Annotated in this window: 15 protein-coding genes; 6 read left to right on the top strand and 9 right to left on the bottom strand. The window is 62.5% G+C overall.

Annotation, left to right across the window (positions count from 1 at the left end):
- Positions 1–67 precede the first annotated feature (67 nt).
- Together BOP93_RS10770 and BOP93_RS10775 are read right to left on the bottom strand one after the other, a co-directional pair.
- Complete coding sequence (locus BOP93_RS10770; RefSeq protein WP_104502586.1) at positions 68–2,509, bottom strand: TonB-dependent siderophore receptor; 2,442 nt, start codon at positions 2,507–2,509, stop codon at positions 68–70.
- Positions 2,510–2,607: 98 nt separating this feature from the next.
- Positions 2,608–4,260: a cyclic peptide export ABC transporter gene (locus BOP93_RS10775; protein WP_104502587.1), complete on the bottom strand. Its 1,653-nt coding sequence runs from the start codon at positions 4,258–4,260 to the stop codon at positions 2,608–2,610.
- Between the two features lie 198 nt (positions 4,261–4,458).
- Between BOP93_RS10775 and BOP93_RS10780 the strand changes: the two genes are divergently transcribed.
- Positions 4,459–5,286: a N(5)-hydroxyornithine transformylase PvdF gene (locus tag BOP93_RS10780; RefSeq protein WP_104502588.1), complete on the top strand. Its 828-nt coding sequence runs from the start codon at positions 4,459–4,461 to the stop codon at positions 5,284–5,286.
- 900 nt (positions 5,287–6,186) lie between these two features.
- Here BOP93_RS10780 and BOP93_RS10785 read toward each other — a convergent pair.
- From BOP93_RS10785 to pvdM, 3 genes are read right to left on the bottom strand one after another with little or no spacing between them, the layout of a single operon-like run.
- The gene (locus tag BOP93_RS10785) at positions 6,187–7,059 is read right to left on the bottom strand and encodes a formylglycine-generating enzyme family protein (RefSeq protein WP_104502589.1); all 873 of its coding nucleotides are present in this window, start codon (positions 7,057–7,059) and stop codon (positions 6,187–6,189) included.
- A gap of 27 nt (positions 7,060–7,086) precedes the next feature.
- On the bottom strand, positions 7,087–8,355 hold the full coding sequence (locus tag BOP93_RS10790) for an aminotransferase class V-fold PLP-dependent enzyme (RefSeq protein ID WP_104502590.1): 1,269 nt from the start codon (positions 8,353–8,355) through the stop codon (positions 7,087–7,089).
- Entirely contained in the window at positions 8,352–9,713 is a 1,362-nt protein-coding gene (gene pvdM / locus BOP93_RS10795; RefSeq protein WP_104502591.1) for a pyoverdine-tailoring dipeptidase-like protein PvdM, read from the bottom strand. Before pvdM ends, BOP93_RS10790 begins: the two co-directional genes overlap by 4 nt.
- A gap of 142 nt (positions 9,714–9,855) precedes the next feature.
- Here pvdM and BOP93_RS10800 point away from each other — a divergent pair, with 142 nt between their 5' ends.
- Entirely contained in the window at positions 9,856–11,484 is a 1,629-nt protein-coding gene (locus tag BOP93_RS10800) for a PvdJ/PvdD/PvdP-like protein (protein WP_104502592.1), read from the top strand.
- A 141-nt stretch (positions 11,485–11,625) separates the two neighbouring features.
- On the opposite strand, the gene BOP93_RS28045 is transcribed toward BOP93_RS10800, so the two are convergent.
- On the bottom strand, positions 11,626–12,012 hold the full coding sequence (locus BOP93_RS28045; protein WP_104502593.1) for a hypothetical protein: 387 nt from the start codon (positions 12,010–12,012) through the stop codon (positions 11,626–11,628).
- Positions 12,013–12,154: 142 nt separating this feature from the next.
- Entirely contained in the window at positions 12,155–12,877 is a 723-nt protein-coding gene (locus BOP93_RS10810; protein WP_104502594.1) for a pirin family protein, read from the bottom strand.
- Between the two features lie 181 nt (positions 12,878–13,058).
- Here BOP93_RS10810 and BOP93_RS10815 point away from each other — a divergent pair, with 181 nt between their 5' ends.
- Positions 13,059–14,009: a GlxA family transcriptional regulator gene (locus BOP93_RS10815; RefSeq protein WP_104502595.1), complete on the top strand. Its 951-nt coding sequence runs from the start codon at positions 13,059–13,061 to the stop codon at positions 14,007–14,009.
- A gap of 149 nt (positions 14,010–14,158) precedes the next feature.
- A complete protein-coding gene (locus tag BOP93_RS10820) occupies positions 14,159–15,610 on the top strand; it encodes a winged helix-turn-helix domain-containing protein (RefSeq protein ID WP_104502596.1) in 1,452 nt (483 codons plus the stop codon).
- Here BOP93_RS10820 and BOP93_RS10825 read toward each other — a convergent pair.
- Together BOP93_RS10825 and BOP93_RS10830 are read right to left on the bottom strand one after the other, a co-directional pair.
- On the bottom strand, positions 15,557–18,328 hold the full coding sequence (locus tag BOP93_RS10825) for an ATP-binding protein (RefSeq protein WP_104502597.1): 2,772 nt from the start codon (positions 18,326–18,328) through the stop codon (positions 15,557–15,559). The genes BOP93_RS10820 and BOP93_RS10825 overlap by 54 nt on opposite strands.
- 58 nt (positions 18,329–18,386) lie before the next feature.
- A complete protein-coding gene (locus BOP93_RS10830) occupies positions 18,387–18,785 on the bottom strand; it encodes a helix-turn-helix domain-containing protein (RefSeq protein ID WP_104502598.1) in 399 nt (132 codons plus the stop codon).
- A 204-nt stretch (positions 18,786–18,989) separates the two neighbouring features.
- On the opposite strand from BOP93_RS10830, the gene BOP93_RS10835 reads away from it, so the two are divergent.
- Positions 18,990–19,898 (top strand): LysR family transcriptional regulator, encoded by a 909-nt coding sequence (locus BOP93_RS10835; RefSeq protein WP_065888314.1) that lies wholly within the window; start codon positions 18,990–18,992, stop codon positions 19,896–19,898.
- A 313-nt stretch (positions 19,899–20,211) separates the two neighbouring features.
- Positions 20,212–21,021: a hypothetical protein gene (locus BOP93_RS10840; protein WP_237140410.1), complete on the top strand. Its 810-nt coding sequence runs from the start codon at positions 20,212–20,214 to the stop codon at positions 21,019–21,021.
- Positions 21,022–21,100 lie beyond the last annotated feature (79 nt).

The following is a 21,100-nucleotide window of genomic DNA, read 5'->3' on the forward strand; positions in this document are numbered from 1 at the left end:
AAAAAACACCCTGCGAAGGCTTGGCCTGCGCAGGGTGTTGGGTGTTGCGGATGTTCAGCCCGTCAGATCAGAAGTCCCAGCGGGTCGACAGCATCACATTGCGTGGGTCGCCAGCGTACGACGAGGTGTAGAAGCCAATGTTGGTGTAGTACCGCTTGTCGAACACGTTGTTGACGTTGACCGTGGCGGACAGGTTTTTGCTGATCTGGTAGCGCGCCATTGCGTCCACCAGCCAGTATGGGTCCTGGGAGAACCGCTGGGTGACACTCTTGCCACGGTTGTAGACATCTTGCCAGGCTTCACCTTGCCAGCGAGCACCGCCGCCGAGTGTGAGCTTGTCGAGCGCACCGGTGAACTTGTAGCTGGTGTAGAAGTTCAGTTGGTCCTGAGGTTCCCACGTAGAGAACTTCTTGCCATCGTCATCACGAATCACTTTGTGGGTGTAACCGGCCTGTACTTGCCAGCCAGGCAAGAGTTCACCGGAAATCTCGGCTTCATAGCCCTTGGTTGTGGCCTGGACGCCCTTGTAGGCCCACTCGACGGGCGAGTTGGCCGGCATGTTGTTGTTGTACTCGGTGTCTTCTTCTGCGCGATTGGACTCGTGAATCTCGAAGTAGGCGAGGCTGGCGTTCAAGCGGCCATCATAAAACTCACCCTTCACGCCCAGCTCATAGTTCTCGCCTTCGTCGGGCTCGACCATTTTGTTGTTGCGGTCCGGTCGCAGCTGTTGCGGCATGAAGATAGAGGTATAGCTGCCATACACTGAGAAGTTTTTGTTGAGGTCGTACACCACCCCCGCATAAGGGATGAGTTTACCGGTCTCGCGCGAGTCGTTGGTGCCGGTCACCCTGTAGTCGGTCAAGCGTGAACCAAGCAACAGGGACAGGTCGTCGGTGAGGCTCAGGCGTGTCGAGAAGTAGACTGCTGCCTGGCGGGTAATGTCGTCCTTCTCATGGGCCGCGCCCCATGCCGGTTCCAGGCTGTCACCGTCCCACTCATAGAGAGGGAAGTCGTTGCTGTCCCGGTAAGTCGCTTCATAGCCGTAATAGTCATTGCCTTCCCAATGGGAGCGCGAGACCGAAGAGCCGACGACCAGTTGATGCTCACGTCCTCCCAGGTTGAACGGCCCGGAAAGATAGAAGTCACCGTTGTTGCTGATGGTCTTGCCGGTGAACTTGGAGCCGTAGACTGACGCTCTGTCGGTGGTGCCCGAAATGGGTGATGCGTAACCCAATGGCGCGTTATAGCCATTCAACTGGTTGCTGTAGTTGGCCTTGGCGATCCAGCCGTTATCCAGGGCATGTTCCAGGGTCGCGAATACGCTGCGGCTGTATTGGCCCCAACTGCTCCACTTGGGGCCGTTGTTGTAACCCCGGTCGAATTTGATTTCGTTACCCTGCCCATCAAACAGTGAACGGCTCCCCGACCAGCTGGACCCTTTGGGGTCGTTGTTCTGATAGTCGGCGCCGACGGTCAACAGGGTGTCCGGCGACAGGTCGAACTCAAGGATGCCGTAGTAGACATTGGTCTTGCGCTCATAGTGGTCGATGAACGAATGCTTGTCCTGATACGCCACTACTGCGCGGCCGCGCACGTTACCGCTGTCGGTCAGCGGACCGCTTACATCCAGCTCCGAGCGGTAGTTGTCCCACGAACCTGCACCGAGGCTCGCATGGCCCTGGAACTCAGCGGTTGGCTTCTTGCGCACCAGGTTGATGGTGCCCCCGGGGCCGCCGGCGCCGGTCATCAGGCCAGTGGTGCCCTTGAGGATTTCGACCCGGTCATAGATCGCCATGTCGCTCAATGTCTGGCCGGCCGAATAGCCTTCGTTACGCGTAGTGGGCACACCGTCATACTGGAAGTTCTGGATCGGGAAGCCGCGGGAATAGTAGTTGGTTCGCTCGCTGTCAAAGGTGGAAACGGTGATACCTGGGGTGTGGCGCATCACGTCATCAATGCCGTTCAGGCCGAAGTCGTCCATTGTCTGGCGGGTGACCACGGAAATTGACTGCGGTGTTTCGCGCGGCGTCAGTACCATCTTGGTGGCGGTGGCGATGGTGCCCGGTGTATAGGAACCGGAGCCTTCGGTGATAGTGCCCAGTTGGTTGGCATTAATCTGGGTCGCACCCAGTTCCAAGGCACCGGTGCCTGAGCCGGGCGCGTTGATGATCACCGAACTGCCTTGCAGGCTGTAACTGACGCCTGTGCCACTCAGCAGGCGTTCGATTGCGGCCACTGCCTCCATCTTGCCGTTGACGGAGCTGCTCTGTTTGCCTTTGACGGTATCCGGGCTGTACAGGACCTGCAGGTTAGCCTGTTGACCGAACACCTGAAGTGCCGTGCTCAAAGGTTGCGCCGGAATGTTCAATTCGAACGCTTGCGCCTGAACATAACCCGCCACCGGCAGGCTGACCGCAAGAGCCAGGGCACTGGGCAGAACGTTTAATTTCAAGGCCCGGCGCATGGTGACTGCGCTGCTCAACGGGCTGAAGGCAAACCGTACTGGCATGGATTTTTCTCTTTTTGAGTGTTGGCAGATGAGTTCTTAATGCGGTCAATTCTCATTAGTGCATATGAGACGTTCCCACTCGCATAAACCGGAAAAATTTATGCCGGTTCCAGTTCTGCAACGACTTTACCCGCGCGCAGGCGCACCAACTGGTCGGCGATGTCGAAATAACGGTCGTCGTGGCTGATCACGATGATGGTCTTGCCCAGGCGCTTGAGGTCCGGCAGCAGCTCGGTGTAGAAGATCCGGCGGAAGGCCGGGTCCTGGTCGGCGGCCCATTCGTCGAACACCAGCACCGGACGTTCTTCCAGCCAGGCGTTGACCAGGGCCAGACGCTTGCGCTGGCCGGTGGAGAGGTCGGTGGTGCTGAACACACCGTCCTTGACGCTGACCTTGTGCGCGATTTCCAGGCGTTCCAGGTATTTGGTGGCGCTGTCCAGGGACTGGGCGGCACTGCCCTGGACCAGGTCGTCAAACAGGTAGTAGTCGGAAAACACCGTGGTGAACAGCTGGCGATAGTCGTCGCGCTCAGGATCAGTGACCGCTTCGCCGTTCAGGCGAATCTCGCCGGCCTGGGGCGGGTACAGGCCCAGCAGCAGTTTGATCAGGGTGGTTTTGCCGCTGCCGTTTTCGCCGACGATAAACACGATGTCGCCTTGCTGGATGCTCAGGTTGATCGGCCCCAGGTGGAACGGCTCGCTGCCCTCGACCGCGGGTGGGCTGTAGCTTACGTCGCGCAGTTCGAGGCTGTTGACCACCGGTTTCGGCGCTTCGCTGTCGTCCATCAACAGGTGCGGTTCCGGGGACGAAAAACGCTCCGACAGTTCACTGATGCGGCCGAACGCGATCTTGGCCTTGCCGACCACGGGCAGGTAACCCAGCAGGTGTTCCAACGGGCCTTTCATGTAAAGCAGCACCAGCACGAAACCGGTGATCACCGTCGGGTCGGGGTTGGGGTTGTACGCCTGCATCGCCAGGGCCAGGCCGATGACCACGAAGAACAGCATCGAGCCAAATGTCTTGGCGAGGATGTAGATGTTGACCGAACGCACCTGGATATCGCTGATGCGGTCGGCGGTTTCCTGGATGCGATGGGTGTTCATGCGAAACCGCCGTGGCCGGTGCATGCGCAGTTCCTTGGCGCCGGACGCTATGGCGCTGTAGTAACGCTGCAACTCATCTTCATGGCCGCGCGCCAGGTCGAAGCCCTGGATACCTTTGCCGCCGGCGATGAACTGCACGGCGCTGCCTATAATGATCGCCACCACCATCATCAGGAACATCGGCACCGACAGATAGGCCAGGTAGCCCAGGCAGCCGAGGGTGACTGTGGCCGCGATGGCCAGCGGCGTGAACGCGAAGGAAAAGTCGCTGATGGTGTCGACGTCGTGGGTCAGCACCGGGATCAGGCGGTGGGAGCGATAGCGCTCGATCTGCCCGATGGGTGCCGATAAAACCTTCTCACCGAGGTCCTTGCGCAGGGCGGCGATGATCCGTTGGCCGACGTAGTTGGTGCCGATGTCGGAAATGATCGAGCTGAGCAGCGCCACCACGCACAGCGCCGCGAAGGTCAGGACCACGCCCTGGGTCATGCCGGCCGCCGAGTGCAGCGCGTTATTGATGGTCGCCAGCAGCAACGTAATGGCCAGGCCGCCCACCATGCCGAGGGCGACGGAGACCGTCACAATGGTGCGAAAGGGCCGGAGCAGGGCGAGCAAGCCTTTGAAGGCGCCGCGTTTGGGGTCGGTCATAAATACATCCCGGAGAGTGAAAAGAGGGGCTGGGCACACACACCCTTACCCATGACAAACGAAGTGTCGGCGCGACTATTTAGCTCAGTGTGCCGGGCGGTGGCGGCGCTGGATAAATTGCGCGAGGGCTGGTTCGTTCTTGTTGGGTAGGCGCACGGGTATTCACGCCGTACGTATTCCTTCTGCGAGAGCGAAACAATGACGAAAAAGAACCTGGTGTATGTTTGGTCCCTGAGAAATGCCGCCGCCGACAAGGCCGGGCAGCCGGTGGCCTACAAGGACCACGAGCGCTACATGAAGTCGGTGCTGGAGTTTCTGGTGGGCTCGCTCAACGACACCGCGCTGGGCGATGCCTACAACCTGGTCGGGGTGGTGTACGACGACGATGAGCAGAATCCACGGGATCAGGCGCTGGTCGCCGATTATGGTTTCGCCTACAAGCCTGGCGGCCAGTGGTTGTACCCGGCCGACCTGCGCGTACAGGGCAAGTTGGTCAACGACCTGTTGCTGAGCGTACCGTCGACCTATCGTCGCCTGCCCCGGGGCAGCGCCGAGCATATCGCCGGCAAACAGGATTTCGAACGGCGCCTGCATGACGTGCTGGTCGAGTTGAAGGCCGACATCGTGGTGCTCGATGGCCTGCTGGTGATCCTCGATGAACTGGTGCGCCCAGGTGCGCCGTTTGCGCGGCGCATCATGAACATCCATCCGGGTATCACGCGTATCGAATCGCCGTACGAACGCCGTGGGGCCTATGCCACCTGGAACGCCTTGTATGGCGCGCGTGGGCAGACCGTGGTGGACTGGACGACCAGGGCCACCACCCCCTCGGAGCCGCTGTACCTCACCGGCGCGTCATTTCACTATGTGGATAACGGCATTGATTCCGGCGAAGTGTTCCACGACGTATTGAAGACCGAGATTTCGCCCGAGGATACCATCCTTGAGCTGCGCTGGAACAACTTCAACAACAGCCTGTTCCCGGCGTTGCATGAAGGCCTGGAGCTGTTGGCCCGGAAGGGCTGAATACACTCTTCGAGGGGTATGAAATTCAAAGTGTGGGAGGGGGCTTGCCCCCGATGGCGGAGTATCAGGCGCAGATGTATGCACTGACAGTCCTCATCGGGGGCAAGCCCCCTCCCACATTGGATTGGTGTATGGCCTGGAGCTCGCGCACTGCCCGAAAAACCAATCCAGTCACGCCGCCTCTGCGGGTGAATACATTCCTCCTGACGCATGGCGTTCAAATGTGGGAGGGGGCTTGCCCCCGATGGCGGAGTATCAGGCGCAGATGTATGCACTGACAGTCCTCATCGGGGGCAAGCCCCCTCCCACATTGGATTGGTGTATGGCCTGGAGCTCGCGCACTGCCCGAAAAACCAATCCAGTCACGCCGCCTCTGCGGGTGAATACATTCCTCCTGACGCATGGCGTTCAAATGTGGGAGGGGGCTTGCCCCCGATGGCGGAGTATCAGGCGCAGATGCATGCACTGACAGTCCTCATCGGGGGCAAGCCCTCTCCCACATTGGATTGGTGTATGGCCTGGAGCTCGCGCACTGCCCGAAAAACCAATCCAGTCACGCCGCCTCTGCGGGTGAATACATTCCTCCTGACGCATGGCGTTCAAATGTGGGAGGGGGCTTGCCCCCGATGGCGGAGTATCAGGCGCAGATGCATGCACTGACAGTCCTCATCGGGGGCAAGCCCCCTCCCACATTGGATTGGTGTATGGCCTGGAGCTCGCGCACTGCCCGAAAAACCAATCCAGTCACGCCGCGTCTGCGGGTGAATACATTCCTCCTGACGCATGGCGTTCAAATGTGGGAGGGGGCTTGCCCCCGATGGCGGAGTATCAGGCGCAGATGCATGCACTGACAGTCCTCATCGGGGGCAAGCCCCCTCCCACATTGGGTTGGTGTAGGGCTTAGAGGTCGCGCGCTACCCGGAAACCAATCCAGTCACCGCGCGTCTGCGGGTAGATGTTGTTGCGGTTGCCGGAGCGGGAAAACACTGGCGCCTCGCCCCAGTCATTGCCGCGAATCTGGTAGGACTGGCAGTTCGGCTCCCTCCAGGCACTGCCGTCAGTCGGTGCACCGATGTAGTTCGGGTGTTCACAATCGGCAACCCGTTCATACACGTTGCCGTGCATGTCATACATGCCGAACGCATTCGGCGGATAGCTGCCCACCGGTGAAGAGTAGCTGTAGCCGTCCGCCGGGCCGTAGGTGTTGGCGTGCCTGGCGATGCTGTAACCCTTGCCTTCATCGAACGGGAAGGGGAACGGCCCGCTGGTGCCAGCGCGGGCCGCGTATTCGCGCTGGGCTTCGCTGACCATGTGGTACTGCTGGCCGGTCTTCTTCGACAGCCAGGCCACGTAGTTTTCAATATCGTCCATGTCCATGCACACCGCCGGCTGGCGCGGCCCCTGAGGGTAGCGCGGCTTGCTGGCGATGCATTCGCGGCCGGGACGATCATCGCCATTGGCGATCTTCACCCCGGTCTGGCGTATATAGCTGTCCCATTCACCAGCGGTAATGTGGAAGCGGCTCATGGCGAAGGGCTTGGCGAAGGTCACTTCATGCATCGGGCCTTCGTCGGGCTCGCGGCCGACTTCGTCTTCCGGAGTGCCCATGGTGAAGGTGCCGGCGGGCAGTACCACCATTTCCGGGCAGTCCTTGCAGTCCTTGAAGACTTTGCCCGGTTGCGGTGCCGCCGCCTGGGCCAGGCCGGGGAGCAGGGTGCCGCACAGTGCGGTCAGTGCCAGGGCTGGCAGGGGTTTGAGTCGAAATGGCGTCATGTGAGCGTCTCGTTCAAATAAAAAAGGTCACAGCCGCTGGCTCAGCAACGCCATGAAGCGCTGGATCTCATCCGAGCTGTTGAGCAGGCCTGGGGAGGTGCGGATCACCGGTCCGACATCACGGTCCACGGCGTCGATCACCACTCGGTTTTTCATCATGTAGCTGGCCACCGCATCGCAGTCCTGGCCCTTGACCCGAAAGAAGGTAAAACCTGCCGACAGCGCTGGACTGCGCGGCGTGACCAGTTCTATCTGCGGATGCGCCAGCAGTTGCGCTTTAAGCTCGGTGTTGAGTGCGTGGATACGCGCTTGCACCGCTGCCTTGCCCAGTTGCAGGTGCAGCTTGAAAGCTTCGTCGGCGGCCCAGCGATGCTCGAACGCGTGGTAGCCGCCGGGCGTCATGGTGGTGGCGAAATCCTTGTCTTCGGAGAAGGTCGGCACCATCGGTGTGACGTAGGCGTTTTCGGCGCTGCGAGCGCACACCAGGCCGGTACCGCGCGGGCCGAACATCCACTTGTGGGTGCCGGCGATGAAGAAGTCGCAGTGCATGGAGGGGAAGTCGAGATTTTCCACGCCGAAACCGTGCACGCCGTCGACCACGTAGAGCAGGCGGTCGTTGTCGTCGCGGTTGCGATTGTATTCATTCACCAACTGGCCGATTTCGCCAATCGGCAATTTGACACCGCTGCCCGACTGCACCCAGGTCATGCCCAGTACGCGGGTGTTGGGGCGAATATTGCGCTGGATATTGCCCAGCACTTCATCGGCGGACACGCCGCTGGCGCTGTCGAACAGCCGGATGCGGCGTACCTGGGTGCCTTCCCTGCGCACGCGAAAATCCAGCACGTTCTGCGTCGCGTAATGCTCATGCTCGGTGGTGAGGATTTCCTGATCGGCGCGCACCTTGATCCCGCCATAAATCATCGCGAGCCCTTCGGAGGTGCTGCCGGTCAGGGCGATCTGTGGCGGTGTGGCGTTCAGGTAGCGGCCCGCCCATTCACGCACCTGGCCTTCGCGTTTCCAGGTTTCCTGCAGGTCCCAGTCCATCGCCAGGCCGGGGTTGCGGTCGATCTGCGCACTGTAGCGCTCGATGGCCTCGCGCACCGGCCTGGGGTGCGACGCTACCAGGAAGTTGGAAAAATGCAGGTAATCCGGGTCCTGGTTGAACAGCTGTTTCAAGCCCGTCCATGGGTCGTTCGTGGCGGCGGCCAGCGCCTGGGGAATCAGCGTGTTGCCCAGCGGCAGGCTGGCGGCCAGTACGCCGGCCTGCTTGAGGAATGTGCGACGGTCGGTCATGGGCTGACTTCTTGATGGACCAAGGGTTTGGCGGCTTTCTGGACCTGCTCCCACACGCGCAGGAAGTTGCCTCCCCACAGCTTGGCGATATCGGCTTCGGAATAACCGCGCTGGATCAGTTCGGCGGTGACGTTGCGCACTTCGCCAACGTTCTCCCAGCCCTGCAGGCCACCGCCGTCGTTGAAGTCCGACGCGATGCCGACGTGGTCGATGCCGATCTTGCGCACGGTGTAGTCGATGGCATCGCCCCAGTCCTTGAGGGTCGCCTTGGGTTCTTCCTCGAGAATCGCGTACAGCTCGCTGGCGTACTGGCCGAAGCGCTGTTCGGGCCACGCGGCGATGATCGCATCGCCCGGCATCAAGGCCATCGCCAGGTTCGGCAGCGGCGGCAAGTCGAAGCGGGCGCGCAGGGCGTTGAGCTTGTCCTGGGTCGGCTGGCTCAGGGGGCGCAGGTAGGCGGGAAAGCCCACCACCTGCACCACGCCGCCGCTGCGCTTGATCAGTTGCAGTTCCTTGTCGCTGAGGTTGCGCGGGATGTCCACCGACGCCCGGGGGGCCGAGTGGGACGCTACCATCGGTGTACGGCTCAACTGCGCGACCTGTTCCAGGGCCTTGGTCGACATCTGCGACACGTCGATGATCACCCCCAGGTCATTGAGGCGCTGCACCGCTTGCTGGCCGATGGGCGACAGGCCCTCGAGGGCGTCGGTGGTGTCATTGAAAAACGGCAGCGGGCGCGACGAGTCTGACCAGGCGTTATTGCCGATGTAGCTGAAGCCGAACATGCGCATGCCGCGTGCCGCCCACAGGTCCAGCTGGTTCAGGTCATTGCCCAGCGGGTAGGCGTTGAGCATGCTGATAAAGATCGCGAACTTGCCCTCGCCGTGCAGGCGGCGCATGTCGTCCGGGGTGTAGGCGATGCCCACCTGGTTGGGGAAGTCGCGGACCATGCCGGAGATGATTGTGTAGCGCACCTCCTGCTCATGGCGGGCTTCCTCGACAAAACCGTCGGTGGGTTTGTGCGGGGCGTTGGGGCCGTTCCAGATTTCCGGCCAGCCGAAAATGGTCAGGGCCGCGCCGGATAATCGGCCGCGCGCCGCTTTGGCCAGGTCGAACTGGCCGCTGCCATCCTTGTCGGCTTCATTGCCGGCGGTGCCAAAATCCATGGGCACGGTGATATGGCTGTCGAATGACAACAGGCGATCCTGCATTTCATTGGCCTGCTTGATCACCTCCAGCGGGTAGCCGGCGTTGCCCTTGAACCAATGATCCCAGACCAGAAAGCCGGCCCCGGCAGCGACCGCCAGTGCCAGCGGCAAGCCGATATACAGCGCCTTTTTCGAACGTGGTTTTGTCATTGCCATCTCAGTCAGTTGAGGCCTTTGCTATCAGGGAAGAACGAGCGATGACCGGGGAAATTTAGCGGGCGCTGCCCGGGCGGTAAATTTCCCCAGGCTGCAAACGTTCTAGCTCTGATTAAGCCGTTTCCTAAGGTAGACAATGACGATCTCTCGACGTGGGTTCATCGCAGGCCTGGCGCTGACCGGCGCGGCGGTGCCCGCGGCCTTTTACGCCCATCGCGAGCTGACACGGGAAGAAGAATTCCCGGTCACCCCCGGCGAAGCCACGGTGGACCTCGCCGACACCCAGGGCCAGCACCTGGCGAACGCCTTGCGCGGTGTGTGGAGTCTGCGTCTGGAAGGCCGCGATGCCGGCCTCAAAGGCTTGCCGTCGCAAGGCCTGGAGCTGCTGCTGGATATCGCCCCCCGTGGCCGTGGCTTGCGCGGTTATCTGGACACTGCCGAGAACCTGCGCACCGACGGCGAGCCGCGCTACCGCGTATTGGGCGATCTGCTGACGGGCGAGGGCGCCTTGCTCTACTGGCGGCTGATCGACCGCGATTCGGCGGCGGGTATCCCGGCCTATGAATTCAAGATGACCCTCGATGAAGTCTGGGCTGACTTCGGCAATGCCGGCAGCGGCACCCTCAGTGGGCAGATCCTCGACCTTGAACGGCCCCTGGCTTTGACCGAGCGCGACAACCGATTCATCGCCCACAAACAGCTGTTCCCCGAAGCCCGTCAGCGTATCGGCCTCAACCCGACCCTGCTGGCCTGGCTGATTGCCCCCGAACATCGCCTGTTTCACCAGCTGTGGCATGCCACCCGCGACCAATGGCACAAGCTGTCCGAAGAAAAGCGCGAGGCCTTGCGCGGCATCGGCTGGCAACCCGGGCCGCGTGGCCGGGAGCGCGATGCTCGGGGCAAGCTCAAGGACCGTAACGGCTCGGGCATCGACTTTTTCTTCATGCACCGCCATATGCTTGGGACTGCCCGCTCCATGCAGGACCTGCCGTCGTGGCCGCACTTTCCCGAGCCCCAGCCGGCGCTGGAGCGTGATCGGTTGGGCTTCGTGCGTTACTTCGACAACCACGACGGGTTTGCGCTGCCGCCGTGCTGGTCGGCGCCGGACGACGCCGATTACACCCAGTGGGTCAGCGACATCAAGGCGGCCGAGACCTACCACAGTAATTTCCAGGTGTGGGAATCCCAATACCGCGACCCACGCTACCTGGCCAGGCTGACCCTGGGCCAATTGGGCTCGGAGATGGAGCTGGGCCTGCACGACTGGTTGCACATGCGCTGGGCTTCTGTGCCGCGCGACCCGTCCAACGGCGCGCCGGTGCCGTTTGCCAGGGATCCTGCGGATTTTGCGCCGCGCTGGTACGCACCGGAGAACGACTTTCTCGGCGATCCGTTTTCATCCCACGTGAACCCGGTGTTCTGGCACTTCCACGGCTGGATCGACGACCGCATCGAAGACTGGTTTCGCGCCCACGAGCGGTTCCATCCGGGCGAGGTCACCCGGCTTGAGGTCAACGGCGTAGCCTGGTTTGCAGCGGGACGCTGGGTTGAAGTCGGCGACCCCTGGCTCGGCCCGGACACCCACGGGTGCAGTACCACGCCGGGGTTGCAGCAGGGGCGCTCGATGGAAATGGACCCGGAAATCATGAAACTCGCCCTGCGCATCACCTTTGGCGCCGATGAGGAACTGCTCAAGGGCCTGTTCAAGCGCGTGCCGCAACGACCCTGGTATGCGCGGCATTTGAAGGTCAAGCGCGAAGGGTAAGGGCAACCCGAATGCCTGTGGCGAGGGAGATGCCTGACATCCGCACGTTCAGCCTTTCAAACCTGCTTGAAGAGCCTGAATCGAAGACGAAAAAAAAACCGGCTGATCAGGCCGGTTTGGGGTTCCCTTCAACAGCAGGGATTATACGTGGTTGCTCAGCAGGCGTTCAGCACCGCCTTCGGCCAGGCCACGTTCCTGCAGGCGATCCGCACCACCTTCAGCCAAGCCACGTTCCTGCAGGCGATCCGCGCCGCCTTCAGCCAGGCCACGTTCCTGCAGGCGATCCGCACCGCCTTCAGCCAGACCACGTTCCTGCAGACGATCCGCACCGCCTTCGGCCAGGCCGCGTTCCTGCAAGCGGTCAGTACCGCCTTCAGCCAGGCCACGTTCCTGCAAGCGATCCGCGCCACCTTCGGCAACACGGGTTTCAATCATGCGATCGGCGCCGCCTTCAGCGATTACGGGGTGGGCGAAAGCGTTTGCAGCGAGTACCGAGAAAGCGAGGCTAAGCAAGAGTTGGCGTTTCATGGTGGTGTGCTCCAAGTGTTTTAGTCGGGTGCCGTTTGGCATGGGTTTGATGTTACGCGTCGCAGTTTTTAAGAGAACTTCATTGCGCTGATGGTGACTATCGATGCCAGCGATGGTCCGCGCGGGACCCTCACGGCAAGCGTCATGGCATCTGCGGCAGCTCATTGGGGCGCAGGTCAAATACCAGCACCTCGGCGTCAGTGCCTTGGCTGAGGCGAATCTGGCGCTCGTCCCGTACGCGCACACCGTCGCCTTCCTGCAAGCGCTGGCCATTGAGCTCGACGCTGCCGCGCGCTACATGGATGTAGGCGTAGCGATCCGGCGGCAAGTCCATTTGCGCGCTTTCATCGCCATCGAACAGCCCGGCATACACCCGCGCATCCTGGCGAACATTCAACGAACCGTCGGCGCCGTCCGGCGAGATGATCAACTGCAGGCGGCCGCGTTTTTGCGCCTCGCTGAAGTGCTCCTGCTGATAGCGCGGCTTGGCCCCGGCTTCATTGGGCACGATCCAGATTTGCAGGAAGTGCACGCCCAGGCGGTGGCTGTGGTTGAACTCGCTGTGGGCCACGCCGCTGCCGGCGCTCATCAATTGCACATCGCCGGGGCGGATCACCGAGCCGGTGCCCAGGGTGTCCTTGTGTTCCAGGGCGCCTTCGAGCACATAGGAGAAAATCTCCATGTCACGGTGCGGGTGCTGGCCGAAGCCTTTGCCGGCGGCGACGCGGTCATCATTGATCACCAGCAGGTCGGAAAAACCCTGTTCCCCGGGGTTCCAGTAGTTGGCGAAGGAGAAGGTGTGGAACGACTTCAACCAACCGTGATTGGCGGCGCCGCGTTCGGAAGCTCTGCGAAGGGTCAGCATGGTCCAGTCCTCAAGTGAGCGCGGGCTGCGAGATGCAGGGCGCTTGCGTTGAGAAGAAGGTTAATGGTTAACGGGTAATTCATTAAGAAGATGAAATACGAATAACTGTCGCTTATGAGTTGACAGTAAAAGGCATGCCATAATGCTTGTCGCCTTTCTTCTCGATGGACGTTTCCCGCTTATGAAAACCGTGGCCATGGCGCTGTTTCCGGACTTCCTGCTGCTTGACATGGCCGGGCCGCTTGAAGTGTTTTCGATTGCCAACCGCTACCTGCCGGTGGCCGACCACTACCGGATCCTCACCATCGGCACCGAGCCCGGGCCGTTGCGCGCCTCCAATGGCGTCACGGTGCAGACCGACCTGCTGCTGGAGCAGGCCCAGGACGCCTATGACGTGCTGCTGGTGCCTGGCGGTCCAGGGGCCTATAACGAATGCCATCCAGCGCTGCTGCCCTGGCTCAAGGCGATGGCGCCCCGGGCGCGGCGTTTCGGTTCGATCTGCACCGGCGCCTTTGTGCTCGGACACGCCGGCTTGCTCGACGGGCACCGCGTGACCACTCACTGGCATTACACCGAGCGCTTGATCAAGGCGTTCCCCAATGCCATCGTCGAGACCGATCGCATCTACTTGCAGGACCGGCGCCTGATCACCTCGGGTGGCGTCACGGCCGGTATCGACCTGGCCCTGTCGATTGTCGCCCAGGACCATGGCAAGCAAGTGGCGGTGGATGTGGCCAAGGTGTTGCTGGTGGTGATGAAACGCCAGGGTGGCCAGGCCCAGTTCAGCCCGATGACCGCCGCCGTGGCGCCCCAGGAAACCGCGATCACCCGGGTGCAGCACCATGTGCTGGCCCATCTCGACCAACCGTTTACCATCGAGTCGATGGCCGAACTGGCCGGCATGAGTGCGCGTCACTTTGCGCGCCTGTTCGCCAGGGAGGTGCAAATGACGCCCATGGCGTTCCTGCAAGGCGCACGCATCGACCGTGCCCGGCAGTTGCTGGAAACCACCGACCTGCCGCTCAAGACCGTGGCTTTCCACGCAGGCTTCGGCAGCGTGCGGCACATGCGCTTTCTGTTCAGTGAAAAGCTCGGCCTGAACCCTACTCAATACCGACAACAGTTCAGTTAGCGACACAATGTCCGTCTGAGGCACCCGATTGTCCGTTTCGCTCCCCGTGCCAGCATTGTCCTGTCACCGCTAGCTGGCAACATAACGCCGAGCCCACGGAAAAGGATGCGCAGGCACTCAAGCACGGGTGTTTCAGCGCTGTTACGGACATGAATCATGCTGCGGCGGTGAGCTTTGGCCCCTATACGTTTCATCGGCACCAGCGTCTGGTCAGCAAGGCCGGCTGGCCGGTGCCGCTGGGCGGGCGCGCCCTGGATATCCTCGCCGTGTTGCTGGAAGCGCCGGGGCACTACATCGGCAAGGCGACCTTGATCGAGCGGGTCTGGCCCAACAGCGTCGTCGAAGACAATAACCTGCGCGTGCACATTGCCGCGTTGCGTCGCGCCCTCGATGTGCAATCTCTGATCCTCAATCACCCGCAGCGCGGGTATTGCTTCGCCGCGCCCGTGCACGGCGGGCTGCCGACACTGGCGGCACAGCACAACCTGGCGGCGCGGCTCAGCCCGGTGGTCGGTCGCGATGAGCTGCTGGGCGTGCTGGTGCGACGCATGGCCGGACAACGGCTGTTGACCCTGACCGGTGTGGCCGGCATCGGCAAAAGTACCCTGGCCCTGGCGCTGGCCGAGCGCGTGTTGCCACGCTATCGCGACGGGGTGTGGTGGGTCGACCTGGGCGACCTGCAGACCTTGGATGAACTGCTCGTGCATCTGGCCAGGCTATTACAGTTGGACTCCGCCAGCAGCCTTGATGAGCTGTGCCGACGATTGGCCGCGCGCCGGCTGTTGCTGGTACTTGATGGGGCCGACCTGCTGCTCGGTGCCTGTCGCAAGTTGCTGCGCGGGCTGCACCACAGGGCGCCCGAGGTCAGTGTGCTGGTCAGCAGCCGTGAGGCCTTGCTGCTGCCGGGCGAATGCCTCGTTCGCGTGCCGCAGTTGGGCGTGCCGCCCCCATCGGCGCTGGGCAGTATCGAGCAGGCCATGGCCTGTCCTGCGGTGCAACTGTTCGTTGCACGCGCGCGCGCCAGTCAGCAGAGTTTCGTGTTGCGGCCCCAGGAATTGGCGCCGCTGCGCGATATCTGTCGGCGCCTGGACGGTATCCCGTTGGCCCTTGAACTGGCGGCCGCCCAGGTTGACGCACTGGGCATCGGTGGTGTGCAACGGCAATTGCGCACCGGCCTGCACGGGCTGAGCCGTGGCCGTCGCACGGCGGTGGAGCGCCATCGCTCACTGACTGCCGCGCTGGACTGGAGCTACCAGCGCCTGAGCCTGCCGGAGTGCTGGCTGTTCCTGCAGTTGGGCCTGTTCAAGATGGCGGTAACCCTGCCCACCTTGAATGAACTGGTCAGCGGTACCGAGCTTGAACACGTCGATTTGTCTTACCTGCTGGCGCGTCTGGTCAACCTGTCGCTGCTCACCGTCGAGCCTGGCCTGGGGCCGATGCGCTATCGCCTGCTCAATTGCGTGCGCAGCTATGCCCTGGCGCAACTGCGTGATCCGCTTCAGGTCGAGCGCTTGCAGCAAGGTTATGGGCAGTGTCTGGGGGCGTTTTCAGGCCGGCCGTTTGTCCTGCAACTCGTCGAGCAGGCGGCGTGCGCGCAGTAGGTCGCGGGTGGCGAAGCCTTCGGTAAATCGAGCGTAGATCGGCTCCAGCAAATCCCTGGCGGCTTGCCTGCGCCCTTGTTGCTGCCAGCGTTGCGCCAGGCAGCCCGCACAGCGCAACTCCCAGGCCAGGGCACCTTGCTGGCGCGCCAGGCCAAGGGCTTCAAGCAGCAGCGCTTCAGCATCGTGGGTATCCCCCTGGAGTGCCACCTGCCCGGCGTACACCCGCAGGAGTTCCGGGGCACACCAGCCGGCCGCACCACTGCGCGCGCGGTGCATGCCCGGCTCATCGACCTGCCGCATGCCGAAGGTGACCAGGGTGTCCTCGATCAGTCCCAGGCCCTGCAGATCCTGGTCGCCCAGGATACCGGCGTAGTGCCCGGCCCAGGTCTGGAACAGTTGCACCGAATGCTTGTGCGCCTGCTCAAGCAGCAGGCGTTGCATGGCCTGTGCCTCGTCGTCGGCACCGTTGTAGCGGGCGATCACTACACCGGCCAGGGCCAGGGTGTAACAGATCGAGGTGCCGTGGTTGATCTGCAGCGCCAGCTCCAGTGCCTGGCTCGCGGTGCGCCAGGCGCGTTCGGGAAAGCCTTGCAGCCAAAGGATGCGCGCCAGCACGGTCAGGGACGCGACGCTCTGGTCATACTGCACGCCGACGCCGTGGGCGAAGCGGTTCACGTGGCCGCTGTGGCTCATGCGCTGCAGCACCTGCTCGGCCTGGTGTCGGGCCAGTGCCTGATTGCCGGTGTAATGCTGGGCCAGGGCGTGCAGACGCTGGGTGCTCAGGTCCAGCAGCGGCTCGGTGCGCGGGTCGAGGCGATCGAATTGCAGGCTCTGTTCCAGCGCCTGGCCATAGCGCCCGGCGCACAGGTTCACCGCCATATGCCCGGAGACCGCGCGCAACTGGCCGGCCAGGTCCTGGCGTTCTTCGGCCAGGTGTGCGGCACCGACAAACGCCGCAATGGTCTGCGGCGCGGCGCCCAGGGCATGATAGGAGAGGCTGCCCAGGGCCAATTGCAGTTGCAGGGTCAATTGCGTGCAGGGCGCCTCGACCTGATCGATCAGTGCCAGCGCCTTGTCCACATAACCGGCATGCTCGCGCAGCAGTGACAGTTCTTGCCACAGGGGCATCGCACTGACCGTCAGGCGGATCGCCAGCAAGTGCCCCGCGTCGTCGGCAAAGCCCCAGTCGAGGGCGGCGCGCACGTCTTCGCGCAACGGTGCGTAGCGCTCGATCCAGGGCTGGGTGGCGATCAGTTCCCAATCGCCGCGGGCCTGTTCCATCAGCGCCAGGCAGCGTGCGGCGTGGCGTTCGCGCGTGGCTTGCAGTTCGCCTGCGAGGCTGAGCTTTTCCAGGGCGTACGTGCGGGTGATATCCAGCAGACGATAGACCATCTCGTCGTCGCTGGCGTCCACGTTCAGCAGCGACTTGGCCACCAGGTGCGTGATGGAACCCTGCACTTCGGCCGGGGCGATGTGTTCCCCGGCGATTACCGCCGCCGCGCTGACCAGGCTGAAGCCGCCACGAAAGACCGCGAGCCTTCGCAGGCAGATTTTTTCGCATTCGGTGAGCAGGTCAAAGCTCCAGTCGAGCGTGGCCCGCAGGGTTTGCTGGCGGGGCAGGGCGCTGCGCCGTCCGCGGGTCAGCAGGCGGACGTTGTCTTGCATCTGCACCAGCAGCCCCGACAAGCCAAAACGCTCGATCTGTGCCGCCACCAGTTCGATCGCCAGGGGAATGCCGTCCAGGCGCTGGCAGATATCGATCGCCAGCGGCAGTTCGGCATCGCTGAGGGTAAAGCTGTCCTGATGGGCCATGGCCCGCTCGATCAGCAATTGCATGGCCGGGTAACCCAGGGCCTGGGCGCGGTTGCCAGTGGCGGGCGGGCAGCTCAACGGCTCCAGGCGTTGCACGGCTTCACCCTCGGCGCGCAAGGCTTCGCGGCTGGTGGTGAGGATGTGCAGGTGTGGTGCGTGGCGCAACAGGGTTTCGCTGATCAGGGCGATGTCGTCGAGCAGGTGCTCGCAGTTGTCGATTACCAGCAGCAGCTGGCGTGCCTGCAGGCTGCGGGCGAAGCTGACCAGTTGCGTGCTCTCGCCAGGTGCGGCGCCAAGCAGGGCGGCGAGGTTGGGCAGGATCATCGAGGCGGCGCTGAGCGGCGCCAGGTCGAGCAGATGAATTCCATCTCGGTAATGCCCGATCAGCAACTCCGCGACGCGCAGGGCCACGGTGGTCTTGCCGATGCCGCCGGCACCGGTCAAGGTGATGAAACGTTGCTGCGGCAGCTGCTGCACCAACGCATCGATCAGCGCCTGGCGGCCGATCATGCGCGTGCGCCGCAGCGGCAGGTTGTGGCTTGGGCGTTGGGGCGCGCCGTCGGTGGGTAGCGTCATCGGTTCGATGCTCAGTGGCGCGACAAAACTGTAGCCGCGCTGGGCGACCGTGACGATATAGCGCTGCCCCGCCTGGCCATCGCCCAGGGCCTTGCGCAACGCGGCCATGTGCACCCGCAGGTTGCCGTCTTCCACCACGCTTCTGGGCCAGACCCGCGCGATCAGTTCCTGCTTGCTCACCACATTGCCGGCGTGCTCCAGCAGGATCAGCAGAATGTCCACCGCCCGCCGTCCCAGGCGCAGCGGGCGACCGGCATCCAGCACCAGGCGCTCGCGCGGATGGATGCGGTAGGGGCCGAAGTGCACCGCCTGGTCGCTCAAATCATTCATGGCTGCCCGGGTTCAAAAGTAAGGGATGGGCAAGCATATTCCAGGTGCTTGAAGACCACTAGGCTGCGATCACCTCGGGCTTGGAGCGCGAGTGGTGATTTCGCCAGGTCATCGGGTTCACGCCCTCGCTACGCGTGAACATGTGACAGAAGTGCGCCTGGTCGCAAAAGCCGCATTCCAGGCTGATTTGCGTAAGGCTCAGGGAAGAACCGGTAATCAATTCCTTGGCGCGCAGGATGCGCTGCTGGCGAATCCATTCCTGGGGCGAGACCCCGGTGGAACACTTGAAGGCGCGGGAAAAGTGGCTGCGCGACAAGGCGCAAGCCTGGGCCAGCTCGGTAATGCTCAGGCTTTCGCCGAGGTTGGCGAGAATCAGCTGTTTGGCAATGCGTTCGCGCCGGGGGCACAGGCCTCCGGTGGCGGATAGACGAGGGGCATATTGCTCGAGTCGGGCCATGACAAATATCCGCAGTCGATGGGAGCGTTCCCGTTGAATGGATGCAGTGTAGACGCCGCCCATCTTGTTGCCGGACCGCCTGGCTGACGAGTTAATCGTTGTTAATTTCGCCAGGTGCGGGCGTGGAAAAGACAGCACAGGTATGCAATCGAAGGCGTTGCGGGCATGCTTCCCTGACCCCCTGCAAACCGTCCGGATACCGCCATGAATCGCAACGACCTGCGCCGCGTCGACATGAACCTGCTGGTGATTTTCGAAGCCCTGATGTTCGAGAAGAACCTGACCCGGGTCGCCGAGAAACTCTTTATGGGCCAGCCGGCGGTGAGTGCGGCACTGGGCCGCCTGCGCGATTTGTTCGATGACCCATTGCTGCTGCGCAACGGTCGCGGCATGGAGCCCACGCCACGGGCGGTGGCGATACTCAAGGAGCTGCAACCGGCCATGGACACCATTTCAGGCGCCGTCAGCCGCGCCAAGGATTTCGACCCCTCCACCAGTTGTGCGGTGTTTCGCATCGGCCTGTCCGACGACGCCGAGTTCGGGCTGTTTCCGCCCTTGCTCAGTCACCTGCGCGAAGAAGCACCCGGCATCATCGTGGTGGTGCGCCGGGCCAATTACTTGTTGATGTCGTCGTTGCTGGCCAGCGGTGAAATCTCGGTAGGGGTGAGCTACACCACCGAACTGCCGGCCAACGCCAAGCGCAGGAAGCTGCGCGATATTCCCTGCAAGGTGCTGCGCGGCGATGATGGCGAGGCGCCGCTGAGCCTGGACGATTACTGCGCCAGGCCCCATGCCATGGTGTCGTTCTCGGGCGACCTGAGCGGCAATATCGACCTGGACCTGGCGCGCATCGGTCGCTCGCGACGGGTGGTACTGGCGGTGCCGCAGTTCAGCGGGCTGCGCGCATTGCTGGCCGGTTCGCAGATTATCGCGACCGTGCCCGATTACGCGGCGTGTGCATTGACCGAGGGCACCCGCCTGCGGGCCGAAGACCCGCCGTTCGCGATTGATGCCGCAGAGCTGTCGATGGTGTGGAGCGGGGTGCATGACAATGACCCGGCCGAACGCTGGTTGCGGGGCAAGATTGCGCAACATATGGCCGCAGAGGTTTAGCGGTTCGTCCCCGGCGCCGAACGCGGTCTCACCTGGCCGGTCTCGATGTACAGCAAAGTCCTAACGATGCGCACGCTTTTTCCGGCTGCCCGCCTGGGGTTGGCCCGCCTACCATGGGTCAACTTTCAAGCAGGGGCGGGTAGCGACTATGTATATCTCTCAGAGGCCACAGGTTATTCCACCGGTTACACCACAACCGGGTCATGACGCGCCCGCTTCGGCGTCGCGGCACCCGGAGTCAATACCCGCGAGCGCTGATACGGGCGCTGGCGTCGCGGGCTCAACCCGCTCTGTCGTCTCCACGCCGGGGGCGATGCCAGTGACTGTCGAGACGTCAAAACTGGACAGGGTGAGTGATCCGCGTCTGGAGATTAAGAAGGAGGCCTCAGCACCCGATGGGATGTACCTCGTTTCCTACACGGTTCCCGGATCAGGCCAGGGGGTGAGCAACCTTACTTTTCCAATCAGCATTGGCGCGGGCGCGCAAAGAACCCCTAGCGAGCCTGCGGGGATTTATTACGCGATGCAGTTCGGCATTAATGATGCACAGGGTAATTCCCTTGGCGACGGGTATATCGGGCTGCAGCCAGGGGAGGACGGCAAGGCGCAGGTGCCGTTTTCCGGGTTCGGGTCGCACTTTACCGCTCCAGACGGCAGTTGCGACGCGGACGGTGGCCCGGGGGCGAGCAACAGCACAACGGTGGATTTCACGTTCGGCCATCAATACAACCTCACGGTGGAACAAGACCCGCAGAATCCGCAGCGGTTGAGCGGGTATATCCAGGACGTCACGGACCCCGAGCACCTCGGGCCCAGGCAACACGTCAAAGACCTTTACGTCGATCGCAAGGTCAGCTTGACCACGAGCTATAGCGGGTTCGTCGAGCACTACGGTAAGGAGATCGATCGCAGTTCGCAGATAGCACCGACCGCAGGCAGTTTTTCCGCGCCCTTTACCACGGATGACCAAGGCAATATCAAGGTTGGTTCAGTCAAGAGCGAAGGCTTGTATGGTCGGTTCCGCAATTCGATCACAGGCGATCTGCAAGTGACTCGAGTGAACGGCGAGGGTAAGGCGCTCAAGTTCTCGTTCCAGGGCGTCGGTTACCAAAAGCCAGGCTGAGCGTCGCGGCAAACAGCACATACATTCAATTCTCCACCGCTTTTGCCCGGCAAACTCCCCCCATCGCTCAATGTACCGG

Origin of the sequence: Pseudomonas orientalis (assembly GCF_002934065.1) — a bacterium.
GTDB lineage: Bacteria > Pseudomonadota > Gammaproteobacteria > Pseudomonadales > Pseudomonadaceae > Aquipseudomonas > Aquipseudomonas orientalis_A.